This window comes from uncultured Treponema sp. (genome assembly GCF_945873775.1).
GTDB lineage: Bacteria > Spirochaetota > Spirochaetia > Treponematales > Treponemataceae > Treponema_D.
Genome location: NZ_CAMCEC010000004.1, coordinates 99,551 through 122,796 on the forward strand (window position 1 = coordinate 99,551; position 23,246 = coordinate 122,796).

Below are 23,246 nucleotides of genomic sequence, written 5' to 3' on the forward strand. Positions count from 1 at the left end.
GGCGAGAATCACAGTTTGTGAAAGCAACGCTTGAACAAACTGTAATGATAAAAATTACACGGATGTGATTTTTATCATGTCTCCTTATTGGTGGACATTATACTGCGGCGGAAAATTATTCTCTCGACTTTTTTTGCTGTTTTTTTCTGTCTGATCGGAAAATGAGTTTTACGGAATTTGCTTAGGATTCTGATTCGTGCGCCGGAGACCGTTCATTTATTCAGCCTCAAAAACTGGAAGAGAAGGCTATTCATAAGGATAATTGTGCTCAGATTTTGACTGGAATTCTTTTAAGCTGACGATTTTCATGTTTTTGTTGAATTCAATAATGGATACTCCGTCAAATCCGCTGATTTCATTGTTGTAATCACATTCAAAATACCATTCCACAACCGTGAACGCGCCTTGGTGAATAAAATTTTTTATTTCCCACTTCAGGACTGTACCGTTTCTGTTCCAGTCAGCGAACCATTTTAAAACCTGAGGCAATCCGTGATATTCCGGTCCGTAGCACTCACTGTAAACAATATCATCCGCAAAAATATTTTCTAATGGTCCGATGTTTTTATCAAGCCAGGCTTGGAAATAGCTTTTTACAATGTCTTCTTTTTGCATTTTGCACAGCTCCTTCATATTTTTTCAGTTCACCAGAAATGGCACGAGATAAAACGGTTTCAGCAGCAGATTCTCTTCGCTTCCTACGTCCTTTTGTGATATTAAATATGTCTTGTTGATATTCTGTGAAAATTTTTTGCGGAATTCGTTTATTGATTCATGCTTTCCTGAGCCGGAAGATTTAATCTCAAGCGCATCTATTTTGCTTCCGTCGGAAATCAGAAAATCCACCTCGTAATAGTGCGTGCTTCCGGATTTTTCCCAAGTGTGATAATAAAGTTCCCTTCCGGCCGCTGCAATCATCTGCGCAACAAGATTTTCATAGAGATAGCCAAGATTCGCCGGCAATTTATCCGAAAGAAGTTTTGCGTAAAGTTTATTTTCCGTCACCGGTCGGTCAATAAACATCAGCGTTACAAACAAACCTGTGTCGGAAAGATACAATTTATAGCTGTTGAAGTCCTTTGTGTCGGCAAGGCTTGCTCTTGGATTTGTGGAATTGTAGCACGGAAGAATTGTCTTGGAATCGATTAGCTCATACAGCAATTCATCCGCTTTGGTGTTATTTCTTTTTCCGATTGCCGTGGTAATCCTGTATTTTCTCGCGTCCTTTGCCAGCTGAGCCGGAACCGCATGATACAATGCCGAAATTCTTCCCGACGGATCAATCTTTTTGAAATCCTCTTCATAAAGACTGATTATCTGCCTTTTCACCATGTCAATTTCCGAAAAATTCTTACCATTTATATACGATTCCACAGCCTGCGGCATTCCGCCCACCGCCATGTAAAGTCTCAAATCTCTCATCAGCTTGCGGTTTGTCGCCTGGCCGATTGCTGAGCCCGTTTGAAAAATCTGCCGCAGAAGTTCAAAATTTCCGCCTGTCGCATCGCAGAATTCCTCATAGTCCATAGGATAGACTTGAATTTTCATCTCTTCTGACGGAATCAGAATGTCCTTTACATTTTTTCGTATCGAAATGAGTGAGCCGGTTTCCAGATAACTGTATCTTCCGTCCGCCACAAGGTGCTTGATCGCCTGCCGCGCCTTCGGAAAAAGCTGCACTTCATCAAAAATTATAAGAGATTCATGTTCGTAAAGCGTTGTTCCTGTTTCCGCCTGAAGACGCAGAAAAAACACATTCAGATTTCCCATATCGTCGAAACATTCAAGAATATTTGCTGATGCCTTCGAAAAATCTATCAGAATGTAGGATTTATATTCATTCTGTGCAAAATTTTCCGCGATTGTTGATTTTCCTACACGTCTTTCGCCTTCAAGCATGACGGCGTATTTGTCCGCATATTTTTCTTTCCATTCTAAAAGTTTTTGGTATGCTTTTCTTTCAAAATACATAATTACATCTCGGATATAATTATGTTGTATCACAAAATGTACGTTTCTTCAATTTGTTTATTCTGTGTTTTGTGCATTTCTTCAAGATTATATGTGGCCGTATTTGTGCGTTTCTTCGCTTTTTTTTATTATGTTCCGCTCTCTTCAATTAGGCGGCAACACGGAATTTACAGCTTCTTTTCCATCAAATCAAAGCGGCCTTTTCTCCATTCGGCGAATCCGCGGACTTCGTAGCCATTGTTGCGGTACAGCTTTTGCGCATACGGATTTTTTGTGAATACATCAAGTCGGAGCGAATCATAACCCATGCTCCTGATTTGCGATTCAATTTTGTTTAGCACTTTTTTTCCGATGCCTCTGTTTTGAAAGCCGGGAGAAACACAAAACCTGTGGAGAACCAGCGAGGTTTCGCGCGGATATTTCCATTCGGCATTGTTGTACGCTTCATCTGATTCACCGCTTATCACGTACAAGGCGATTATTTTTTCATTTTCCTCCGCAACGTACAGATTTCCTTTTCTGATGTCGTCCTCAAAATCCGCTGCGGCAGGGTAGAGTTCGTCCCACTGATATATGCCATGCTTTTCCATTTCCTGAATCGCTTCCTGAATCAGGACGGTGATTGCCTCAATATCTTCCGGTTTTCCCAATCTGTATTTTATGCCGTCAAGGGCTGAATTCTTGTTTTCCTCTGATTCAACTGCATCTGTCATTTCTGTAATGTCTCCTGTGTTGGTTCATGAAGATTTATTAAAGCTAAAAAAATCAAGTTTACTTTCTTCAGCTGTGCGGCAAACTGGAAGCCGGATGCTAAATGATTTAAAGATATTTTTCCATATATCCGCAGGTAAATGGGAAAAAATCAAATTTTTGTGTGCCTGTATGAACAAAGCCAAACGATTCATACCATTTTTTCAGCACGTTGTTCTCCTCAACGATACCGATATTAATCTTGTTGCAATTTAGTTCTTCCGCAGTCTTAAAAGCATGCTTCAAAAGTTCCTCTCCAATTCCTCGGTGCCTGTATGCGGGGATTACAGATAAATTAGTCAGCTCACACTCGTTGTTATTCTGCACGGACAGGGAATAATACCCCACGATATTCCCCTTGTCATAAAAAGCATACATGGGTCTATGTTCTTCAATCAAATGATACTTCAATCTGTCTTCTGTCGTGGCGAATGCCGTAAATCTCGGCGCGTTCTCGACAGTAAAGCCGAATTCCTCTGCAACCGTGGCAAAACTCTCTCTGATTATTTTTGCACATTCAGCAAGATTCTGTTCTTCTACTTTTTTAATCATAGTATATGCTCCTTAAATTCCGCGTAGCGGTGAGCTACGGATGCCTCCTTATTAAATTCCGATTTGCTTATTTCTTTTCTCTGATTTTCTTTTGCAAAATCTTTTATATCTTCTCTAAATCCAAGATTGAAACGTAATGCAGAATATCAAATTCTTCCGGCAGTGATTGCATATATTCCCAATGTTCCTGCTCCCATTTCTGAATTTCACTTTCCTTGAGTCCACTCGCGCCAATTCCCCGGCAGGCTTTCATCCTTCCATGCCATGATCCTCTTGTAAAATGTATCGGCAAATCGTATGTCAGCATATTTGCAGCCTTGAACATTCCTGCACACCAAGTCGGCTCCTGCAGTTCATATCTTGTCATTCTTCCACCGGTCCATGCAGGGTTATATTTTAAAACAAGATTTTCGCTTGTTTTGGCAATCTCACTTTCTTCCGGCAGCCATGCCATAAACAAAATCGCAAAATGACCATGCTCCTTTAACATGCGGTGAAATTTCGGCAAGACAACCGATTTATCAAAATACATAAAACATTGGCACGCTGTAATCACATCAAATGTTCTGTCAGGAAAATCAACATCTTCTGCCGCAGCAACAATATAATCAATGTCCATCCCCGCATTTTTGCTGAGTTTCTCCGCATATATAATCTGATTCTCCGAAATATCCGCCCCTGTCCATTTTGCTCCGTAGGAATGCATATTTCTTGGAATTACACCAGTTCCTGTTCCCAAATCAAGTACATTTTGCCCTTTTACTCCTAACGATAATTCCGCTAGTTTTGCATAAAATTCTTTTGGATAAATATCACGGTACTTTGCATAGTCTGCGGAGGTTTTTCCCCAGTCAAATGCTCTTCCATGATCAATGTTCTTGTTGATTATTTCCATGATATTTCGCCTCCCATATAAAACCTGACTTTGCTGTAACATTTTGATTTTATCATACTCAATCAAACTTAAATACATTAAGCCCTGTTTCTTTATCATAAACTCTGTCAACTTTTCCATCAATGACCGTAATTACCAGCTCACAGGTTGCACTCACAACAGCCCGGTTCAGATGTCCTCCAAACACTTCACCTTTCTCATTTCCTGCGCTCAAATGAAGATGCGCATAATATTCTCCATCCATCGTATTGATTGTACCTGTCAACGACGTGATCTCATAATATCCTTTAAAACTGTTTGAGTAATATTTCTTCTCATCCGTCTTATATACTCCGACGGTGAAATCATTGATGGCTCCAAGAGCATTGATACTGGCAAGCTTTATATTCTCATTTATGGCAATTGCTTTCAGTTGCTCTAAAATCTCCTCCCCTTTGTCAATCCTTGCTACTATTGTATTTTCAAATTTTCTGTATTCCATTTTATTTCTCCATTCTGATAGTGGCTTATTACTGCCTGTATTTTTTATTGTTTTCAAAAAAGAATTTATCGCTCCGACAAACTAAAACAGCTTTTCAATTATTCGCAATACATGCAAATACTCCCATTTGACAACTTAAATCCGTTTTTTTCATAAAACTTAGCTGCCGGGGGCATACTCACTTGTATGAAGAACAATTTCTGCAAGTTTTTTATCTTTGCTGTAACATTTAACAGCATTCAATAGTTGCTTGTCTATTCCTTGTCCTTGTCGCATTCGGGAAGTACCGCCATCACATAAATCTGGCACGATGAATAAACAAAGTTCCCCGAGCACGGATTCAACGTTCGCTCATGTATTTTTCTGTTTCGGCGGAAGTCAGTTTTCGCACTTGTGTTTGCGGATATTCTTTGTATTCTTCAACTCTGAAAACCGGAGACATTCGGCTGCATTTTTTGTCTTTGTTCTTTTTGAGGAACAGTTTTAAATCCTCGTTTGTGGCGAAAATTTTATAGGATTTTCTGCCTTTGCTGTTTTCTATTTCGTAAATGCCGCATGAGCTTTTTGTTGTGAAGTCGGCTGTCCGCAAGTAAAGTTTTGCGATTTCCAATGACTTGAAGGGAAAATTCCACCTTTGCAGGCCTCTGACCGGGTCGTGTTCAATGCAAATGCAGCGTCCGCAAGTTCCACAGATATATTGAGTGTGGTTTTTCAAACATTCCAAAGGATTCAGCAAGGGCGTTATTCTGCTTTTGTCGGAGTAACATTCTTCGCACATTTTTCGTTTTTCTTCCATAAATATATTCGGATTATGGTTTATACCGTAACGTTCGGGTTCGTGTATTGACCATGCCTCTTTGTATTTTTCCCATATTGAATTGCAAATTTTGGACAGCGGTGTAAGCAGCCAAGGCACATGACACATTTTTCCTTGCTCCAGACAGGTCTTTTGTTCTGCATTTCAATTGCCTGCACAGGACATTTTTTGGCACAGAGTCCGCAACCTATACAAGTGTCATCAACTGAAAAATGCTTTGTTTTACGCATCGAATCATATTCGATATTATAGCCTATCTTTGCAAGCGGATAAGGCAGCTTGTTTTTCATAAAATCCCCTACGGTAAAATTCTTTATTTGCTTGATAATATAATCAATTTCAAGCTCAGCGTTATCATTTATACGCCGAACTTTTTCTTTATTGCTCAAATCAAAAATCGGAGTCCAAGTATCCGGCATTTTCACGCTGAATTTTGCGGACAATGACAAGCCTTTAGGAGCAAGAATATTATCTGCAAATCTCCCGGTTTGTCCCGGAGTTGTTCCATAGGTTGCAATAAAAAACAGATAGTCCGGCTTGTGGCTTAAATCTAATCTTTGTAAAAATTCAGTTACGATAACAGGCAATCCCCAAGAGTATGTGGGGCTTACTATACCAAGTGTTTTGTATTTCTCATCAAATGAGAAAATTTGTTTTTTATAGTAATCTGTAATAGAAACGGCAATATCGCCTGTTTCGGCTGCAATCCTTTGGGCAACATATTCGCTGTTTCCGGTTGCTGAAAAATATAAAATCATAATCTGTCTCCCATAAAAAGTCAAAATTAAAACTTCAGTTTTTGGATTGACTTTTTAATGCAATTTCGCAACAAAGTGAGAAATTGCAGATGATAAGAAAGTTTGCAACGCAAACTTAAAAAGATAAAAACTGACAGTATATTGGCAGTTTTTATCTTACCTCCTTATCCAAGACCTGCAAACTTAACAAGAAGTGTATGCGGAATAAGCTTCGCAAGCAATCGGTAGCATTTATAAAATGCTCCGGTAGTGTAAACGGCTCTGCCTTTCTTTGCTGCCTTTAATGATTTCAATGCAGCGGTATTTGGGTCGATTACAGGCAAGCGGCTTTGCCCCTTTGTAAGTTCGGACTTTGTCATTTCCGTAAGCATAAAACCCGGACACACAGCACATACATTTATGTGTCTGTCTTTCAGCTCCTCACGCAGTCCAAGAGAAAGTGTGGATACATAGGACTTTGATGCACAATAAATGATTAAGTTTGTGTTCGGAAGAAATGCAGAGGTTGAGGATACTTCCAAAATTGTACCACCGTTCATGATATATGGCAGACATACCTTTGCTATCGCCGTTGCTCCTTTGCAGTTCAGGTCAATGATTTTTAACATACTTTCAAGCTCCATATCCTCAAAAGGAGAACCGATTGACATACCTGCATCATTTATTAAAACTTCAACCTGAGCATTATTGGTTTTTAATTTTTCTTCCAGTATTTTGAAACTGCTCATATCAGCCATATACATAGGAAAAATTACACAATGTTTATCGGGATATTTCATAGCAACTTCTTTTAATCGTTCTTCACGACGGGCAATCAGCCATAGTTCATCTATTTCAGGAAATAATTTTGTGACGGCGTCAATATAGCAGACACCGAGTCCGGAAGATGCTCCGGTTATAACTGCAATACTCATAAAAGCACTCCCATAAAAAGTCAAGATTAAAACTTCAGTTTTAGGATTGACTTTTTAAGTTGTTTCGCAACAAAGTGAAAAACAACAGTTGAAAAGAAAGTTTGCAACGCAAACTTAAAAAGATAAAAACTGACAGCATTTTGGCAATTTTTATCTTACCTCCTTATAAAACTCTGCGTTAGCGGTGAGCCATGGATGGCGAGAATCACAGTTTTTGGAAGCATCGCTTGAGCAAACTGTAATGATAAAAATTACACGGATGTAATTTTTATCATGCCTCCTAATGACTGACTTATCTCCTAATTTATATTATATTTTAGGAGATAAATTTGGTTTCTATCTATTCATTTTATTCCATTTTTCTACAATGATTTCCGCGTTGCTTTCGAGGCTGTTTGTGCCGTTCAGTTCGATTTTTGCGCATGGCAGATTTTTTATCCATTTTTTCTGTTCATTAAGATTCGGAGAGCCGTCGGTTTCGTATCTGCGGTTGCTTTCCAGAAATTTTCGGTGGCTTTCGTACAGGTCTCCGCCTTCAAGAATTCTTTCGCCGAACCGTTCAATTGCCCTGCTGTGGACGCGCTGCAAACGGATTTCAGGCCCGGCATAAAGAAAGACCATCAGCTCAAACTTGTCGTCGAACGCCTGATGAAAGGAACTCATTGAACCTGCCATCACAAAATGCTCACAAGGCTCAATGTCGCCACTCAGCCGGCTTATCTTTTCCGCCTTGGAATACATCTGCGTGAATGGTTCGGGCGTGTCCTTTTTCCAGATATAATCGTCCACATCAAAATACGGAAATCCCAGTTTTTCCGCAACGATTTTTCCAAGCGAGCTTTTTCCGCTTCCGGACGGACCTGCAATCATTATTCCTGTTGACATATTCTACATTCCTCCCAAAAATCCCATTATTATTCCGCCGATGACAAGCGAGCCTATTTGACCGGAAACATTCGCGCTTACGGCGTGCATGAGGATGAAATTCTGATTGTCCTCCTCAAGGGCGATTTTCTGGACGACGCGGCTTGCCATGGGAAACGCTGAGATTCCGCACGCGCCGATCATCGGGTTCAGCTTGTCGTCTTTTTTGCGGAAAAGGTTCAGGAATTTTGCGAACAGAATTCCGCAGACCGTGTCGCCTGCAAACGCAATCAGACCAAGCAGCATAATCAGAAGCGTCCGGACGGTAAGGAAATTCTGCGCCGTCATGCTCGCGCCCACGCTAATTCCCAGAAGCAAAGTCACAATGTTTGAAAGCTCATTCTGTGCCGCCGCCGAAAGTTTTTCAAGGACACCGCACTCGCGGATTAAATTTCCGAACATCAGAAAACCGATTAAGGCCGCAGCGTCCGGAATCAGAATGCTTACCGCAATCGTAACCGCCACCGGGAAAACGACCATCACCCAATGCGGAATGTTCTTGTTCTTCGCCAGAATCCTTGTCGTCCGCTCCTTTTTTGTTGTAAGAAGTTTGATTACAGGGGGCATGATAATCGGAACAAGGCTCATGTACGAGTAGGCGACAACTGTAATCTGACCGAGAAGATTTTTTGCGAAGCGGCTTGCGACAACAATCGCAGTCGGACCGTCCGCAGCCCCGATAACACCGATGCTCAGCGCTTCCTTTATGCTGAATCCGAATCCCCAGTAAGCGATCGCCGCCGCAATAAAAATTCCAAAATGCGCCACAATCCCGAAAATCAAAAGCCAAGGACGCTCAAGCAGCGGTCTAAAGTCAATCATCGCGCCCATGCCAACAAAAATCAGAAGCGGAAAAAGTTCCGTCATGATTCCGCAGTCAAAAAGAATCTGAAGTGCGCCCGGATGTTCCGCCGTTCCAAGCACAATCGCCAGCGGAAGATTCACCAGAATCGCTCCGAAACCAATCGGCAGAAGCAGCATCGGCTCGTACTTTTTGTACACCGCAAGAAAAATCAGCAGTGCGCCCACTGCAATCATCGCGAAATTCTGCCAGGACATAGCCCCGATTCCGCTCGAAAAATAATCCAAAATCCGTTCCATTTCAAAACCTCCGTATGAAAAAAATCCGCCGACGCAAAAAAAGACCTCTTGCCCGGTCACCCTGAAATTAACAGGATAATCAGGCAAAAGGTCTTGTTTCCCCGGCCGAGCCGAAGCCTAAGAACCAGACTCAAAGAGCCGGCTGTTGATTCTTAAGGAAGTAACTACTCCCCCTTTGCTTTTTGCAGTATGCACGGAAAAGGGGAGCAGTGTCAAGAGTGAAATCTAAAATTTGAAGTCCGACATTTTTTCGCTTAATGATTTTACATTTGCGGAATTTTCCAGAACGTGTTCCTTTGAATCCGCCAAAGTTTCAGTAACTTTTTGAACAGACTCATTTATGGAATTTACTTTTGTGTTTGTCTCTGAAGTTACTTTGTTCAAATTCTTCATTTCTACAGAAATCTGCTCGCCGCCTTTCAGCATTTCCGCCGCGCCGTCTTTTACGCTTGCAGTTGATTCTGTTAAGCGGCTGATTCCTTCAAGAATCTGCTTGTTGCCTTCAGTCTGCTCTGCCATTGCATTGGAAATTATAAGCTCTTCATTCTGAACTTTTTTTATGAGAGAATAAATATTGTTGAACTGAGCAGAAACATCGTTTGCGTTTGTGGCAACCGAGTTGATTGATTCAGAAAGACTTCTAAGGTTATTTTCAATTGATTTTGCGCGCTCATTGCTCTGTTCTGCGAGTTTTCTGATTTCGTCTGCAACAACAGAGAATCCTTTGCCCGCATCGCCGGCATGGGCAGCTTCAATCGCGGCATTCATAGAAAGAAGGTTTGTCTGGCTTGCAATGTCCTGGATGACTTTGCTTGCGTCCATAAGCAATGTTGATTTTTCCAGAACTTCTTCGGAAAGCTCGCTTGCAATGTGGACTTTTTTCATTCCGGCTTCGGATGCGCTTTCAAGCTCCTGGACTGTGCCGTTGTTTTTCTTAAGGCTTGAAGTTACACCGTTTACGTTCGCAACCATCTGCTCGATCGCGGCCGACGACTGGTCAATTGCAGATGTCTGCTTTTCAATTTCATTGTTCAAATGGCGGATGTGCTTGATGATTTCTTCAACTGTCGCGCTCGTCTCTTCAACAGAAGCAACCTGATTTATCATTTCATTTTTTACAGAATTTGAAATGCTTTTTACGTTTGCAATTTCAGAAATCGACTGGTCAACGTGCTCCGAAACTTCAGACGAAACAGACAGCGTGGAATTTACGTCCTTGCTGATTTCCTGAAAAATCGTTCTTATGATTCTGTACGCATTGTTCAAGTCGTTTATGATGATTCCAAAGTCATTTCTTGTAACAACTTGCGCACGTTTTATTGCGTAGTTTTTTTCAGCAAGTGCGCCCAAAATCTGCTTTTCCTGCTGAAGATTGTTCTTTATGTCGTAAGCTGTAACGGAAGTTGTAAGTCCGACTGAAATAAAGCTGAATACCGCCGCCGGGAATATAACTTTTAGAACGCCTGAAACAGAAGAGTCAGAAGCAACGCTAGGAACTAAAAATGATGCCGTGATAATGAGGAAGCAGCCCAAAAGGTTTACAAGCGTCATCAGTATGATTCTTTCGCGGTTTGATGAAGTTACAACGGATTTGTCAAACGGAAGCCAGTGCAAAAAGTGCTCGAAGCGGCTGTTAAAAACTGTGTAAAAACTTATTCCGTACAACAGCATAAAGCCTGTGCAGATAAGAATGATTGAAAGATACGGCGAGCTTCCTTCAAATGCGGCGAACTGCGTGTCTTTTAAATGAATTACAAAACAAGCAAGAAAAGGTATTACAATTCCTAAAACTAGGTTTATTGCAAAAAGCATTTTGCCGGAATATTTTAATAGAAGATTTATTTTTCTAATGCGTTCATCAGTTCCATCATAAGTTTCTATTTTTCCCCGAAGAAATCTGTAAAAACCAAACGGATACAAAGCGGCAATCACATAGGCAAGAATAGTGTAAGGTGAAAGCAAGATAGTGATAAATTCATCAATCGTAGCAATTCCTGTAATAAATAAATAAGCCGGAGCTAGCAAAAATGGTGAAAATGAAGATAAAAGCAACAGCAAAGGAAGCTTTACATAAAATAATTTTCTGTCAGTTTCTGAAAGTTTTTGTTCCATAAAAAATAATCCTCATAAACAGTATATTTTTATAATTATTCTGTATCAAGTAAATTTTAATTTTTTTACAGAAAATAAATATCAAATTAACAATGCGAAAAATTTTACACATCGCCCAACGAACTTTCAGCTCATGCGGAAATTTTTATGACTTCCCCAACGCATTTTTTTGGCTATGAAATAATTTCGCGCGGCAAACTGGCGTGATTTCTTCAAATGGAGCGTCTTTCCGCCGGAATTTTACTAAAAATCATTCTTGACAACCGAAATTGAGTTTATTATATTCTTTATTAGTTACATTGTGTAACTAATTTTGCATAACGGGGCGTTTTATGAAAAAACTGATTTCACTTTTGATTGCACTTTTTGCTTCTGCCTGCATTTTTGCGCAGTCCCAAGTGCAGAAAATGAGCGTTGAATTCGGCGGAAAGTCCTACGAGCTGAATCTTGCTTCAAACAAAACTGCCGAAACTTTCACAAAAGCCGTGATCGGAAAAAGCCTTTCAATGACAAAATACGGCGGCTTTGAGTTTTACAGCTACACCGCGCTTGACTACGGCAAAAGCGACGCGACAACTTCCGTTTACAAGACGGGGCGCGTCTACTACAACTTGAATTTTCAGGCGGTTTCCGTTGCTTACGATGACCACAGCATCGGTTTCGCAAAGGCCGTTGAAATCGGAGAATTTGCGGATAAATCAGCCTGCGACACTCTGAAAAATCTTTCCAACGGAAGCGTTTTTTCTTTCAAAAAGTCTGAATCTGTTGCGGCGGCTTCTGTAAAATCTCTTTCTGATTCAAAAAAGCTCGTCGTTTTCTATAGCCTTACCGAAACAACCGCAAAACTTGCGAATCGGATTGCAAAAGAGAGCGGCGCGGTCACACAAAGCAAAGCCTTGAAAATCCAGTGATTAAAAAAATCGCCGCCACCCATAAAAAAACTTCCGCACAGGTGATTGTCCGCTGGCACATTCAAAGCGGATTTATCGCGATTCCCGGCAGCTCCAATCCAAAACACATTGTGGAAAACTACGATGTGTGGGATTTTTCTCTGACCGATGAAGAGATGGCGGCGATTGCAAAACTGAACACCGGGAAAAGGTATGAGAATTGGTGAGAATCGTTTTTTTCACAAACCGTTCTTTGTAAACTATCTTAAATTCTCAATCGCTTTTTCAAGCAGGCGGATGGTTTCGGTGTTGTCGGCTCGAAATTTCTCATCGCGGCCGGTCACCAAAAATTCAACAGTTGTTCCGAGCGCGCGAGAAATTCGCACTGCCTGAACTGCATTCGGAAGCCGGTCGCGGTTAATCCAGGACTGGAGCGTGTTGTAGCTTTCGCTGATTTCTGCGGCAAGCTCTTTCTGTGAGATTCCCCTGTATTCAAGTTCGCTTTTTACATTGCTCCAAAAGTCTAACATCAGTTTAAAAAGTAGCACAAATGTACAAATTGTAGGTTGATTTAAATACGAATGTCATTTATTCTGTCTGTTGATAGTACAAACGTACCAATTAAGGATACTAAAAATGACAAAAGGAACTGTATTTTCAGAAAAAAATCAGGACATTTCAGAAACCAAACCTTCCGCACTTATCGACGGCGGGACTTCCGGCAGAATAACTTCGCTTCGTTACATTCTGAGCGTGCTGGTGGTCTTTATTCACAACAATTTTACGGCGGAAAAACTTGCCGATTCTCTGGCGGAAGGAAACAGAATTCCTGTTTTTGTGCAGAGCGTGGCAGGGGAATGGATTCAGTTTGTGATTTCATCCGGGTTTGGAAGCTGCGCCGTTCCGCTTTTTTTCATGTTCAGCGCATATCTGTTTTTCAAAAAAGACACGCCATATAAAACCATGCTTAAGAAAAAGGCGAAAGGTCTGCTGCTTCCGTATTTTGTGTGGATTGCCCTGAACATTGCGCTTGTAACGTTCGGAAAACTTTTTGCGGCAAGACTGAATCTTTCGCTTCTTGGGAATCCGGAGAAAATTCCTGTTTTGACCTGGGGCGTTCTAGACTGGCTCAAGGCGTTCAGCGGATTCGGCTTTGACAAATACAATCATCCTTATGTCGGGCAGTTTTGGTTTGTTCGCGACCTTCTGATTCTCTTTCTGATTTCGCCGGTTCTGCGCATTGTATATAGAAGATTTCCGAAAACTTCGCTGATTTTCTGCGTGTTCGTCTATATTTCGGGCGTTACGCCGCAATGCTTTGAGTCGGACAGGGCGGCTCTTCTTTTCTTTACGCTCGGATATTTCTGGGCGGAGCGGGATTTTTCGCCGTTCGCCTTTGCCGACTCTTTCCGCTGGACGGAGCTTTTGGCGATGTTTGCGTTCTCCTCTCTCGGCTGCAACCTGATTTTCAAGGGAAATTCCGTCTGTTCCGCACTTATGGTTCTGTTTTCCGCCCTGATTTTCCTGAAACTTTCCGGCTTAATTTCCAGAAACAAGAAGATTTTTGACTTTGCCGAAAAAATTTCACCGTTCTCATTCTTCCTGTTTGCGGTTCACATGCCGTTCCTTCTTGCCTGCGTCCAGAATCTATGGCTTCGTTTTTTGCCGATGAAAAATCCCGCGTTCTGTCAGCTTGAATATTTTGGGGCAAACATTGTGATTGTCGCGCTCGGAACTTTCGCAGGATTTATTTTGAGAAAAATCTGCCCTCCGCTGTTCAGTATCTTGAACGGAGGAAGAGGGTAAAGAGTGTGAGGAAGAACCCCATGTGTTAAATTCAGCCTTCTTTGAGATGAATAAAGTCAGAAGGTCATGTACGTTCGCGGTTAACTGATTTCAACTTTCCATCAAAAATATTACCATTCATTTTGTTCTATTCTCCTGCACTTTTGAACCGCCTGCAACATTTTTTCGCTGATTGTTCCGAAGAATTTATCTATGATTTTGATTCTTATTGTTGGAATTTCTGTATTGTCTTGACAACTGAAATTAAGTTTATTATATTCTTTGTTAGTTACGCTATGTAACTAATTTTCTTGAGGTATAAAACTTTTTCAGGAGCGTATAAAAACTATGACAAAAGAAGAATTTTCTAAAATCGATAGGTTTGGAGTTGGTGCGCCGAATGACGCGTTTGCGAAGTATTTTATCGGGCAGTCGTTTTTGAAGCCGCTCACGGACGCGAAGAAGGACGAGATTCCGATTTTCAATGTTACGTTTGAGCCGGGCTGCCGCAACAACTGGCACGTTCATCATGCGGAAAAGGGCGGCGGTCAGGTTTTGATTTGCACGGCTGGAAGCGGGTGGTATCAGGAATGGGGAAAAGAGGCGGTTTCGATGGAAGCCGGAAGCGTTGTTGTGATTCCTGCGAACGTCAAGCACTGGCACGGCGCGAAAAAGAACAGCTGGTTCAGCCACATCACATTTGAACCTGCGGGCGAAGGAACTTCCAACGAATGGCTTGAACCTGTGAGCGACGAGGAATACGGAAAACTTGGGGAATAAAATCAATTGACAATTTGCGTTTTGTGAGCCATAAATTAACCGATTTTAATTTTTATGGGAGTAAAAATGCAGATTGTTGAATACGACCCGAAATATAAAAGCGAATTTGTGCGGCTGAACACTGAATGGCTTGAAAAACTTTACTACATCGAATCCTACGACCAGTATGCGATGGATCATGTTGAAGAGCTTATCGAAAAAGGCTCTATGGTTTATTTTGCTGTTGAGGACGAAAAAGTCCTTGCAACCTGCATGATTGAGCCGCTCGGAGACGATGTCTGGGAAGTCTGCAAACTGGCGGCGGCTGGTCAATACACGGGAACTGGAGCCGGTTCTGCGGTGCTGAAAGCCTGCATGGATTACGCAATTTCTCACGGCGCAAAAAAGCTGTGCCTTATTACAATTTCCGGGCTGAAACCTGCGATTCATCTTTACAAAAAATTCGGATTTGTTGAAATTCCGTACAGGAAAGACGTCTGGCATTCAGAAAAAGCCGATGTTGAGATGGAATATATTGTAAAAAAATAAATTTGTGATTTTGCGTGATGTTTGTTTTTGAAATATCAATATTAAACAATCATAAAACCTGAAAAATCAAATGGAAGCAAAAAATATTTTGGACATCAGAACCCGCGCTGAATTCCGCAAATGGCTTTTGGAAAATCACGGCACGGAAAGCGAATGTTGGATTGTCGCGAAAAAAGGAAAAAATCCTCCTGAGGGCTGCGTCTGGTATCTGGACGCGGTTGAAGAGGCACTTTGCTTCGGCTGGATTGACACGACCCACAAAAATATCGGCGGCGTTGATATGCAGCGGTTCACGCCAAGAAGCGCGAGAAGTCCGTGGTCGGAGCTGAACAAGGAGCGTTGCCGCCGTCTTGAAAAGCTCGGTCTTATGACGGATTTCGGGCGCGCGGTTTTGCCGGACATGAGCGAAAGCGGATTTGTGATTGATTCTGAAATCGCAAAGGCTTTTTCGGAAAATCCTGACGCATGGAGAAATTTCTGCGGATTTCCGGCCTTGTATCAGCGTGTAAGAATCGATTCAATTCAGCGCGACAAGAAAAAAGACCGCAAGGTTTTTGAAATGCGGCTTGAAAAGCTGATTTTGAACTCGCAGAACGGAAAAATGTTCGGCGACTGGAACGATTACGGCAGACTGCTGGAATATTGAAATCTCGCGTTAGGGATTGGAAGGGTGAGAGCATTTTGAAAAAATGCGCGAAAACAAACGCTTGCGTTTGGTCGGAGGCGAAAGCCGTAGCCCTGAAAAGCCCGACGGTCGCGGCGGTTGAGTTTATCGAAACCAAAGCGGCCGGAACGCCCAAAATATTAGATAGAAGAAAATTTTGATTTTAGGAGAAAATATGAAAATCACTTGTTTTATGTACGCGAGCCTTGATGGGCGGATTGACTGCGCGATGACCGAAAAAATCGACCCGGAGGCGAAGGCTTATTACACGCACCTTGCGTCGTTTGGGGATTTTACGCAGATTAACGGAAAGACGACGAACGCGATGCACTACGCGGAAAACGGCGTTTTTGAGGCGAAAAATTACCGTGCGTGTGGCGAAACTTTTTTTAAGGCGGAAGATGCGGCCGGCTATCAGGTTTGCATGGACACGAAAGGAACTTTGCTTTGGAACACGAACCTTGTTGACGGAAAACCGCTGATTGTTGTGACGAGCGAAAATGCGGGCGCGGAATATCTGGATTATCTGAAGTCAAAAAAAATCTCGTATATCACGTGCGGCGCAGAAAAAATCGACTTGAAGAAGACGGTTGCTGTTCTTGAAAAAGAATTCGGCGTGAAAAAAGCTGTGATTACTGGAGGCGGACACATAAATGGCTCGTTCCTTGACGTGGGCTTGATTGACGAAGTTGAAATGATGTTCGGCGCGGGAATTGACGGACGCGAAGGCTGGGCTGCAAGTTTTGACGGCAGGCCGCAGGACAGAAACCCAGTCGCGCTGGAGCTGCTTGACGTTGAGCGGCTTGAAAACGATACGGTGCTTTTGAAATACAAGGTGAGGAAGTAGAAAAAAAGTTTGCTAAACTGTCATTCCTGAACTAACAAGGTTGTCATTCCCGCACTTGATGCGGGAATTTTTTACTGACCGCATACAATTTCTGCTTGCGTTAAAATAACGTTTGCTGACTTGACGTGCTTTCTTGAAACGTTATGGTAACGTTCCTTGAACTGGCGTAATTTCTTCAAACATTATTTTGATTTTCTTTGACTGCGCATGATTTCAGACAGCGTTATTTTAACGTTTGTTGACCGCAAGTGATTTTGACAAACGTTACTGTAACGTTCGCTGTCCGCGTGTAATTTTTAAAAACGTTATAGCAACATTCATCATCTGCGCGTAATTTTCTAAAACGTTCTATTCTATTTCAGAAGAAAAATTATCTAGCGTGCTTTCTGTCCATTTGCGGCTTAAAACATCACGAGAACTTCAGTAACTGGCATTTCAAGCCACAAAATTTCAGCACCGAACAAAAGCAGCAGGGCAAGAATCCGCTTATTACAAGTCCTCTGGAAACTGAAATGCAGACCGCCGCCGGAAGCCCCCGGAAATCCTTACATATTGTTTACGAATCTTCTTACGAAAACCCGAACGATAACAAAGAATCCCCCTACTTCACTTCCACGAGCTGGTAGTTTCTTGTGCCGCCGCCGAGTTTTTCAAGCTGCTCGACCATTCCAACGCGGTGGGCGGCTTTCCATTCGGATTTTGTGGCGTTGTCAACATCGGCTTTTTCAATCACAAAGTCCAAAGTGCATTGCTCAAGGGCGACGATGTCGCTGGAGGCGATGATTCCGATTTTTCCGAGATTTTTTGCGCCTCGGCAGTTGTCCTGTGGGTCGATGTCGTCAAGAACGTTGATGAACGCCCAGTTTTTCTTGTAGTCAAGTGCGGCTTTTGCTGCGTCGGCAAAACTTTTTTCAAGAACATCCGCCGGAGTGCTGTGGTAATGGCTTTCGTCCGTGCCGCCAGAGTGGATAATGCACTTTCCGCTTCGATTTGCAAGACAGAGCGAGATATTCTTGATGTTTCCGTCAAACGCGGGGAGCATATGAAGCCGGACTCGGAAAACCGAAATCAGCGTGTCAAAATCGGCGAATTCTTTTCCTGTGCGTGCATATTTCAAAAGATTTCCGCCGCTCAAAGGAAGGTCGATATAGTCGTTGTCGCTCAGCATCACGCATTTTCCGATTTCCGCAAATCCGTGCTGCCTCGCATACGAAAGATTCATCTCCGAAGTTCGCCTGTTGCCCGAAAGTCCGTTTCCGTCAAACATCGTGCCGCCGGTTGTTTTCACAAGGTCGCGCAAAAGCTCCGGCTGCAGAACTTCCTCGTCAGGTCCGCCGAAACTCACCTTGATTCCCACGTTTCCCTCGATTTTCTGGTTCAGCGCGCGGTAGACTTTCATCAGCCCTGCGGAAGAAACATCGCGCGTAAAATATACGACGCTTTGATTTTGGGCAAAGAGTCCGGTCGCAAAAACACATAACAAACCAAACACAAAAATCAGTTTTTCAAATTTTCTCATTCTAGTTCACCTCGTTTACAACCCGAATTGCGTTCAGACTGCGCGGATAACCGATATACGGAAGAATCTGGCTCACCGTTACAATCAGATATTCCTTTGAATTCCCAACGTTGATGTTCGCCCGAATGTGGCTTGCAAGCTGAGGCTCGCATCCGCCCTGACTTGCAAGAAAGCAAAAAGTAATCAGTTCACGCTGACGGTCAGTAAGTCCGGTTCTCGTGTAATAATCGCCAAAACAATTATCAGCAAGCCAATAACTGATTATCCGACCGCTTTCATCACCGCTTAACCAAGATTCGCGCGTCCTCTCGCCAAAAAAATCAATCTGCTTCTGATTTCCAGCACGAAGCCTTGAATTTTCACCATCCGCCTCATCGTTCACAGTTTTCTGGCTTTCAAGCGGAAGCTTTATTTTATGCGCCTTAAAAACACGATTCGCCGCATCCAAAAACGGCCGAGTCTTTCCAAATCCAAGATAAGCTGTCGCCTGATAAACAACCTCCTTTGCCTCAACCGCCGTCACACTGCCGGAAGAAAGAGCCTTGTCCAGCGCAACCTCAAATTCCTCTTTGCCCTGAACGCCAAGCAACGCCGCCAGCACCGCAAGATTCCGTTCCTTTTCACCGATTTTCCCATTCGCATAAGCAGGAACTTCGCCATCCGAAAAATTCCGGAAAGTCTGCATAAATTCCCCGTCACTCTTAAAAAGCGAATCATCCAGTTTTGATTTACCAATTTTCGCCCCAGCTTCCGCGCCACAAAAAGCCATCGCGCAAACAAAAATTGTCAATGTTGTGATTAAATGTTTCATATTTTCCTCCAAAAAAAACAATGAAAAAATTTCAATTTCCGAGTTGTCTTTTTTATATGTTTCTCACTTTCCCAGTTTCGCATATTCCGCAGGGTCAACTTCTTCAAGCCATTCTGTTGAAACGTCCGGATTTTTCTGCATTACGGAAAGGTGCTGCATTATCGCATTCGATGCGGCTCCGTGCCAGTGCTTTACGCCTTCTGGAATTGTTGCAACCACGCCGGGCTTTAGTTCAACAGGTTTTTCGCCCCAAATCTGATAGAATCCGCGTCCGGCTTCCGTCACAAGAATCTGACATGAGCCGTGATGAACGTGCCAGAAAGTGTGCGCGCCTTTTGTAAAAGTTACATTTGAAACACTTATGCTGTCCGCCGCCATTGATTTATGAAAACTTCTTCCTGTGAAATATTTTTCGTAATTAACATTCGGACCGCCAAGTGGAAAAATTGTTCCCTTTTCTTTTTTCAAATCCTTCATAACTGATTTTTCTGAAGGATAGCCCGATGTTTCAGTTTTTGTCTGTGCGAACATAACCGAACCTCCTGCAATAACCGCCGCCATAATTACGCCAAAAAATCTTTTCATGTTTCCTCCAAAAAAAGTCAATGAGAAAATCTCAATTTTCGATTTGACTTTTTTAAGTTGTTTCGCAACACAGTGAGAAACAACAGTTGATATAAAAGTTTGCAACGCAAACTTGTGAACAAAAACTTTGACGCTATTTTAGGCAAAGTTTTTGTTACTTCCTCCATATTGATTTATTTTTTTATGTCATTCCTGTGCTTGACACAGGAATCTATTTAATTTTTTTTCTAAGAGATTGCCGAATCAATGCAGCCCCTTCGGTGTGCTTTACGCCAATAACAGAAAGCCAAGTCTTGCAATGGCATACATTCAAGCCTGACAATTCCGCGCCTAACATTTATTTCAAATTCGTCTTAAAAAAGTCCGTAATTTTTTCAAACGGAATTTTTTCCAAGTTGTCATACAAGTCCGTATGAACTGCGCCCGGCACAATGTAAAGTTCCTTGTTGTCGCCCTTAAGCCGCTTAAATACATCCTCGCTGAAATATCTTGAATGAGCATTTTCACCGTGAACCAGCAGAACTGGAGCTTCAATTTCGTCAACATAAGCAAGAATCGGCGTGTTAATCATTCCAAGAACCCAAGTTTTTGCCCAGCCCTGACCTGGATTATTCACCGAATTCTTGTGATAACCGCGCTGAATGTAATAATCCCAGTATTCCTTCTGAAACTGCGGCTCATTCCCTGTAAGTTTTGCCGCCCGACCGCCATTCAATTCAGGCTTTCCTGCAAGATAATCCTTTGTTCTCTGCGCACTCAACGTTTCCTTTGTCTTTTTTCGGGCTTCCGCATTGTCGTTCACGTCGTTGTAGCCGTTCGCCATAACCCGGTGCATATCGTACATCGTGATTGCCGCAGTCGCCTTGATTCTTGTGTCAATCGAAGCCGCATTCAAGGCAATTCCGCCCCAGCCGCAAATTCCAATCGCCCCGATTTTTTCAGGATCAACGCCGCCGTAAGTCGAAAGAAAATCCACCGCCGCGCAAAAATCTTCCGTGTTTATATCAAGTGAAGTTACATTTCGAGCCTCGCCGCCAGAATCCCCAGTAAAAGAAGGGTCAAACGCAAGAGTTAAAAATCCGCGCGAAGCCATCTGATTCGCATAAAAACCCGCAACCTGCTCCTTCACCGAACCGTAAGAACCTCCAACCACAATTCCCGGCATTTTTCCAGCTGAATTTTTTGGCGTGTACAAATCGCCCACAAGCGTAATCCCAAACCTGTTGTGAAAAGCCACCCGCTCACGCACAACATTTTCCGCAAGCTCAAAAGTATAACGGTCATTTTTAATCGCCTTTGCCGACAACGCTTTTTTCACAGTCTTTGAACTATCCGCAAATGCCGCCGAAACCAAATTTCCAGCTGCCACCACAGCCAAAACATAACGCAAAAGTTTTTTCATATTTCCTCCATGTATGTACATGTCAAGCAAACGAGTTTTAAGCCAACAAAAGCACGAACTCTCAATTTCTGTTCAAAATATACATTATGCATTATGATATGTCTAATATTTATTTCTTATTTCAAGATATGCACAAAATGAATGAAGGTAAAATTCCGCAGGCAAAAAATGTGTTTTGACAGGTCGCGGAATGATTCCGATAGGAGAAATAAAACAAATTCAGCAAACGGAATTTTTCCGCGACAAGAAAAGAAGCAAATTCGCCTTGCGGAATTATTCCGTTCGTTAAAAATATGCTTAGACAGCTTTCGGAATTATTCCGTTTTAAGAAATTGCTTTTGGTCAGCAAACGGAATAGTTCCGATTCAAGAAATTACATTAATTTGGCTCGCGGAATTTTTTTATAAAGGAAAATTGAACAAAATCGAGCCATGAAACTTTTTACATGAGCAAAAAACGTGTTGGGCAATGCGTGAAATTATTTCAACAGGCAAAAAATGCTCTAGGAAAGAAAAATATAATAATGCAATGGAAAAATACCGCTACCATTGCCCTGCTTTGATTTTTGTGTAATTCCTTTGCACGGTTTTATGTCATCTTCGGGCTTGACCCGAAGATCTGTCACAGGAGATCCTCCGGTCAAGCCCGAGTATGACAAGGAAGTAAGCGAACAATGACAATTTTCATTTTGTCATTTCCCGACGTGACCGAGCAATTTCTCTTACTCGCCTTTGTAATTATAATTTATAATCTCATCTAAAAGCGAATAGTTGCAGTTTCCGATACTTATTGTTTTCCACTGCTCTTCCGTTCCTTTATAGTTTACTGCTTTCAAGCTGCTGCAATCATAGAATGCATAAGCCTTAATAGAAGTAACACTAGCAGGAATTGTCACGCTTGTTAAACTGCTACAACCATTGAATGCGTTTCCACCGATAGAAGCAACGCTATCAGGAATTGTTACGCTTGTTAAGTTACTGCAATTACAGAATGCATAGCTATAGATAGCTGTAACACTATTTGGAATGGTTACACTTGTTAAATTTCCGGCAGCAGCCATTAAAGTTGTTCCGTCGTTTGTATAAATACAGTTTTCATAACTTTTATATGCTGAATTACTTTCAGATACTGTCAATTCTGTTAGGCTTGTGCAACCAGCAACTATACCAAAGTCGATGGAAGCAACGCTGCTGGGAATATTCAAACTTGTTAATCCAATGCACGCATAGAATGCACGGCTACCGATAGAAGTAACTCTATCTGGAATTATTACACTTGTTAAACTGCCGCAACCATCGAACGCACTAGCACCAATAGAAGCAACACCGGCAGGAATTGTCACGCTTGTTAAGCTGCTGCAATTACAGAATGTAGAATCAGCAATAGAAGTAACACTGTCGGGAATGCTTACGCTTGTTAAGCTGGTGCACCCAGAGAAAGCAGAACCACCAATAGAAGTAACGCTGTCGGGAATGCTAATACTTGTTAAACTACTGCAATGATAGAACGCAGAACTACCAATAGAAGCAACACCGGCAGGAATTGTCACACTTGTTAAGCTGCTGCAATTAGAGAACGCACCATTTCCGATTGATTCAACGCTATCCGGAATGCTCACACTTGTTAAATTGCTAGAATTTTGAAATGCAGCTTCACCGATAGAATCAAGACCTGTAGTTTGGCTTAAATCAAGGTTGATTTTTGCCTTTCCGTTATTTTTCAGTGCAGTCTTAATCGCAGATATTGTATCGCCTGTTATTGCTCCAGTTACTGTGATGTTATGCTCGCCGGCAGACAGATTTTCTATTATGTTGGCAACATCTGTAGCATTTGCTGAAACTTCTTTTATTTCCGGTTTTGATGGATTTTATATTTGATTTGTTGCCTGCTCGCTGTTATCATCAGAGCCTCCGCTTGAGCCATCTGAGCAGGAAGGGAATGTGAATGCGAGGCTAAGAGCTAGAATTAAGGCTGCTGCCACACGGGGGGGGGTAGTGGAATGGAAGTTGATTTTCATTTTATCTCCATAAAAATAGATTTGTTGTATATCTATAATTATAGTGAGTTTATTTGAAATGACAACTTAAACGGCAAAAAAAGTGAAAAAAAATCCGTATGGCAAAGGAGGCAGCCACACGGACAGGGGATTGCCGTGTCGGA

The 23,246-nt window shown here is 42.2% G+C and carries 26 protein-coding genes; 7 read left to right on the plus strand and 19 right to left on the minus strand.

Annotation, left to right across the window (positions count from 1 at the left end; all coding sequences use genetic code 11):
* Window positions 1-246: 246 nt before the first annotated feature.
* The 12 genes from Q0N70_RS03485 to Q0N70_RS03540 all read right to left on the minus strand — a co-directional run bounded on the left by Q0N70_RS03485 (window position 247) and on the right by Q0N70_RS03540 (window position 11,275).
* Window positions 247-615 (minus strand): nuclear transport factor 2 family protein, encoded by a 369-nt coding sequence (locus Q0N70_RS03485; RefSeq protein ID WP_294013889.1) that lies wholly within the window; start codon window positions 613-615, stop codon window positions 247-249.
* A gap of 24 nt (window positions 616-639) precedes the next feature.
* Window positions 640-1,971 carry an AAA family ATPase gene (locus Q0N70_RS03490; RefSeq protein ID WP_294013891.1) on the minus strand — a complete coding sequence of 444 codons (1,332 nt, stop codon included), beginning with the start codon at window positions 1,969-1,971 and terminating at the stop codon, window positions 640-642.
* 167 nt (window positions 1,972-2,138) lie between these two features.
* Window positions 2,139-2,684, minus strand: coding sequence for a GNAT family N-acetyltransferase (locus tag Q0N70_RS03495; protein ID WP_294013894.1), 546 nt, complete (start codon window positions 2,682-2,684; stop codon window positions 2,139-2,141).
* Window positions 2,685-2,790: 106 nt separating this feature from the next.
* Window positions 2,791-3,273, minus strand: coding sequence for a GNAT family N-acetyltransferase (locus tag Q0N70_RS03500; protein WP_294013896.1), 483 nt, complete (start codon window positions 3,271-3,273; stop codon window positions 2,791-2,793).
* A gap of 103 nt (window positions 3,274-3,376) precedes the next feature.
* Complete coding sequence (locus Q0N70_RS03505) at window positions 3,377-4,168, minus strand: class I SAM-dependent methyltransferase (RefSeq protein WP_294013898.1); 792 nt, start codon at window positions 4,166-4,168, stop codon at window positions 3,377-3,379.
* A 58-nt stretch (window positions 4,169-4,226) separates the two neighbouring features.
* The gene (locus Q0N70_RS03510) at window positions 4,227-4,649 is read right to left on the minus strand and encodes a PPC domain-containing DNA-binding protein (protein ID WP_294013900.1); all 423 of its coding nucleotides are present in this window, start codon (window positions 4,647-4,649) and stop codon (window positions 4,227-4,229) included.
* Window positions 4,650-4,989: 340 nt separating this feature from the next.
* Window positions 4,990-5,427, minus strand: coding sequence for a hypothetical protein (locus Q0N70_RS03515; RefSeq protein WP_294013978.1), 438 nt, complete (start codon window positions 5,425-5,427; stop codon window positions 4,990-4,992).
* A 38-nt stretch (window positions 5,428-5,465) separates the two neighbouring features.
* Window positions 5,466-6,224, minus strand: coding sequence for an EFR1 family ferrodoxin (locus Q0N70_RS03520; RefSeq protein ID WP_294013903.1), 759 nt, complete (start codon window positions 6,222-6,224; stop codon window positions 5,466-5,468).
* A 164-nt stretch (window positions 6,225-6,388) separates the two neighbouring features.
* Window positions 6,389-7,138: an SDR family oxidoreductase gene (locus Q0N70_RS03525; protein ID WP_294013904.1), complete on the minus strand. Its 750-nt coding sequence runs from the start codon at window positions 7,136-7,138 to the stop codon at window positions 6,389-6,391.
* A 336-nt stretch (window positions 7,139-7,474) separates the two neighbouring features.
* On the minus strand, window positions 7,475-8,023 hold the full coding sequence (locus tag Q0N70_RS03530) for an AAA family ATPase (RefSeq protein ID WP_294013906.1): 549 nt from the start codon (window positions 8,021-8,023) through the stop codon (window positions 7,475-7,477).
* 3 nt (window positions 8,024-8,026) lie between these two features.
* On the minus strand, window positions 8,027-9,163 hold the full coding sequence (locus Q0N70_RS03535) for a sodium ion-translocating decarboxylase subunit beta (protein WP_294013908.1): 1,137 nt from the start codon (window positions 9,161-9,163) through the stop codon (window positions 8,027-8,029).
* 225 nt (window positions 9,164-9,388) lie between these two features.
* Window positions 9,389-11,275, minus strand: a complete 1,887-nt coding sequence (locus Q0N70_RS03540) for a methyl-accepting chemotaxis protein (RefSeq protein WP_294013910.1) — start codon at window positions 11,273-11,275, stop codon at window positions 9,389-9,391.
* A 332-nt stretch (window positions 11,276-11,607) separates the two neighbouring features.
* On the opposite strand from Q0N70_RS03540, the gene Q0N70_RS03545 reads away from it, so the two are divergent.
* Window positions 11,608-12,186, plus strand: a complete 579-nt coding sequence (locus Q0N70_RS03545; RefSeq protein ID WP_294013912.1) for a cyclophilin-like fold protein — start codon at window positions 11,608-11,610, stop codon at window positions 12,184-12,186.
* Window positions 12,183-12,392: an aldo/keto reductase gene (locus Q0N70_RS03550; protein WP_294013914.1), complete on the plus strand. Its 210-nt coding sequence runs from the start codon at window positions 12,183-12,185 to the stop codon at window positions 12,390-12,392. Before Q0N70_RS03545 ends, Q0N70_RS03550 begins: the two co-directional genes overlap by 4 nt.
* A gap of 33 nt (window positions 12,393-12,425) precedes the next feature.
* Here the strand turns inward: Q0N70_RS03550 and Q0N70_RS03555 are convergent, their stop codons facing one another.
* Window positions 12,426-12,695 (minus strand): helix-turn-helix transcriptional regulator, encoded by a 270-nt coding sequence (locus tag Q0N70_RS03555; protein ID WP_294013916.1) that lies wholly within the window; start codon window positions 12,693-12,695, stop codon window positions 12,426-12,428.
* Window positions 12,696-12,801: 106 nt separating this feature from the next.
* Here Q0N70_RS03555 and Q0N70_RS03560 point away from each other — a divergent pair, with 106 nt between their 5' ends.
* The 5 genes from Q0N70_RS03560 (at window position 12,802) to Q0N70_RS03580 (ending at window position 16,769) form a co-directional block, all read left to right on the plus strand.
* Window positions 12,802-13,971 carry an acyltransferase family protein gene (locus Q0N70_RS03560; protein ID WP_294013918.1) on the plus strand — a complete coding sequence of 390 codons (1,170 nt, stop codon included), beginning with the start codon at window positions 12,802-12,804 and terminating at the stop codon, window positions 13,969-13,971.
* A gap of 327 nt (window positions 13,972-14,298) precedes the next feature.
* Window positions 14,299-14,730, plus strand: coding sequence for a cupin domain-containing protein (locus tag Q0N70_RS03565; RefSeq protein WP_294013920.1), 432 nt, complete (start codon window positions 14,299-14,301; stop codon window positions 14,728-14,730).
* A 54-nt stretch (window positions 14,731-14,784) separates the two neighbouring features.
* Complete coding sequence (locus Q0N70_RS03570; protein ID WP_294013922.1) at window positions 14,785-15,258, plus strand: GNAT family N-acetyltransferase; 474 nt, start codon at window positions 14,785-14,787, stop codon at window positions 15,256-15,258.
* A gap of 70 nt (window positions 15,259-15,328) precedes the next feature.
* Entirely contained in the window at window positions 15,329-15,904 is a 576-nt protein-coding gene (locus Q0N70_RS03575; RefSeq protein ID WP_294013924.1) for a YdeI family protein, read from the plus strand.
* Window positions 15,905-16,097: 193 nt separating this feature from the next.
* Window positions 16,098-16,769: a dihydrofolate reductase family protein gene (locus Q0N70_RS03580; RefSeq protein WP_294013926.1), complete on the plus strand. Its 672-nt coding sequence runs from the start codon at window positions 16,098-16,100 to the stop codon at window positions 16,767-16,769.
* A gap of 601 nt (window positions 16,770-17,370) precedes the next feature.
* Here the strand turns inward: Q0N70_RS03580 and Q0N70_RS03585 are convergent.
* The 6 genes from Q0N70_RS03585 to Q0N70_RS03610 all read right to left on the minus strand — a co-directional run bounded on the left by Q0N70_RS03585 (window position 17,371) and on the right by Q0N70_RS03610 (window position 23,103).
* On the minus strand, window positions 17,371-18,288 hold the full coding sequence (locus Q0N70_RS03585) for a DUF362 domain-containing protein (RefSeq protein WP_294013928.1): 918 nt from the start codon (window positions 18,286-18,288) through the stop codon (window positions 17,371-17,373).
* A 1-nt stretch (window position 18,289) separates the two neighbouring features.
* On the minus strand, window positions 18,290-19,099 hold the full coding sequence (locus Q0N70_RS03590; RefSeq protein ID WP_294013930.1) for a carboxymuconolactone decarboxylase family protein: 810 nt from the start codon (window positions 19,097-19,099) through the stop codon (window positions 18,290-18,292).
* A 63-nt stretch (window positions 19,100-19,162) separates the two neighbouring features.
* Window positions 19,163-19,684 (minus strand): cupin domain-containing protein, encoded by a 522-nt coding sequence (locus tag Q0N70_RS03595; RefSeq protein WP_294013932.1) that lies wholly within the window; start codon window positions 19,682-19,684, stop codon window positions 19,163-19,165.
* 337 nt (window positions 19,685-20,021) lie between these two features.
* The gene (locus Q0N70_RS03600) at window positions 20,022-21,086 is read right to left on the minus strand and encodes an alpha/beta hydrolase (RefSeq protein ID WP_294013934.1); all 1,065 of its coding nucleotides are present in this window, start codon (window positions 21,084-21,086) and stop codon (window positions 20,022-20,024) included.
* Between the two features lie 721 nt (window positions 21,087-21,807).
* Complete coding sequence (locus Q0N70_RS03605) at window positions 21,808-22,935, minus strand: leucine-rich repeat domain-containing protein (RefSeq protein ID WP_367268258.1); 1,128 nt, start codon at window positions 22,933-22,935, stop codon at window positions 21,808-21,810.
* Window positions 22,936-22,953: 18 nt separating this feature from the next.
* A complete protein-coding gene (locus tag Q0N70_RS03610) occupies window positions 22,954-23,103 on the minus strand; it encodes a hypothetical protein (protein ID WP_294013936.1) in 150 nt (49 codons plus the stop codon).
* Between the last annotated feature and the right edge of the window lie 143 nt (window positions 23,104-23,246).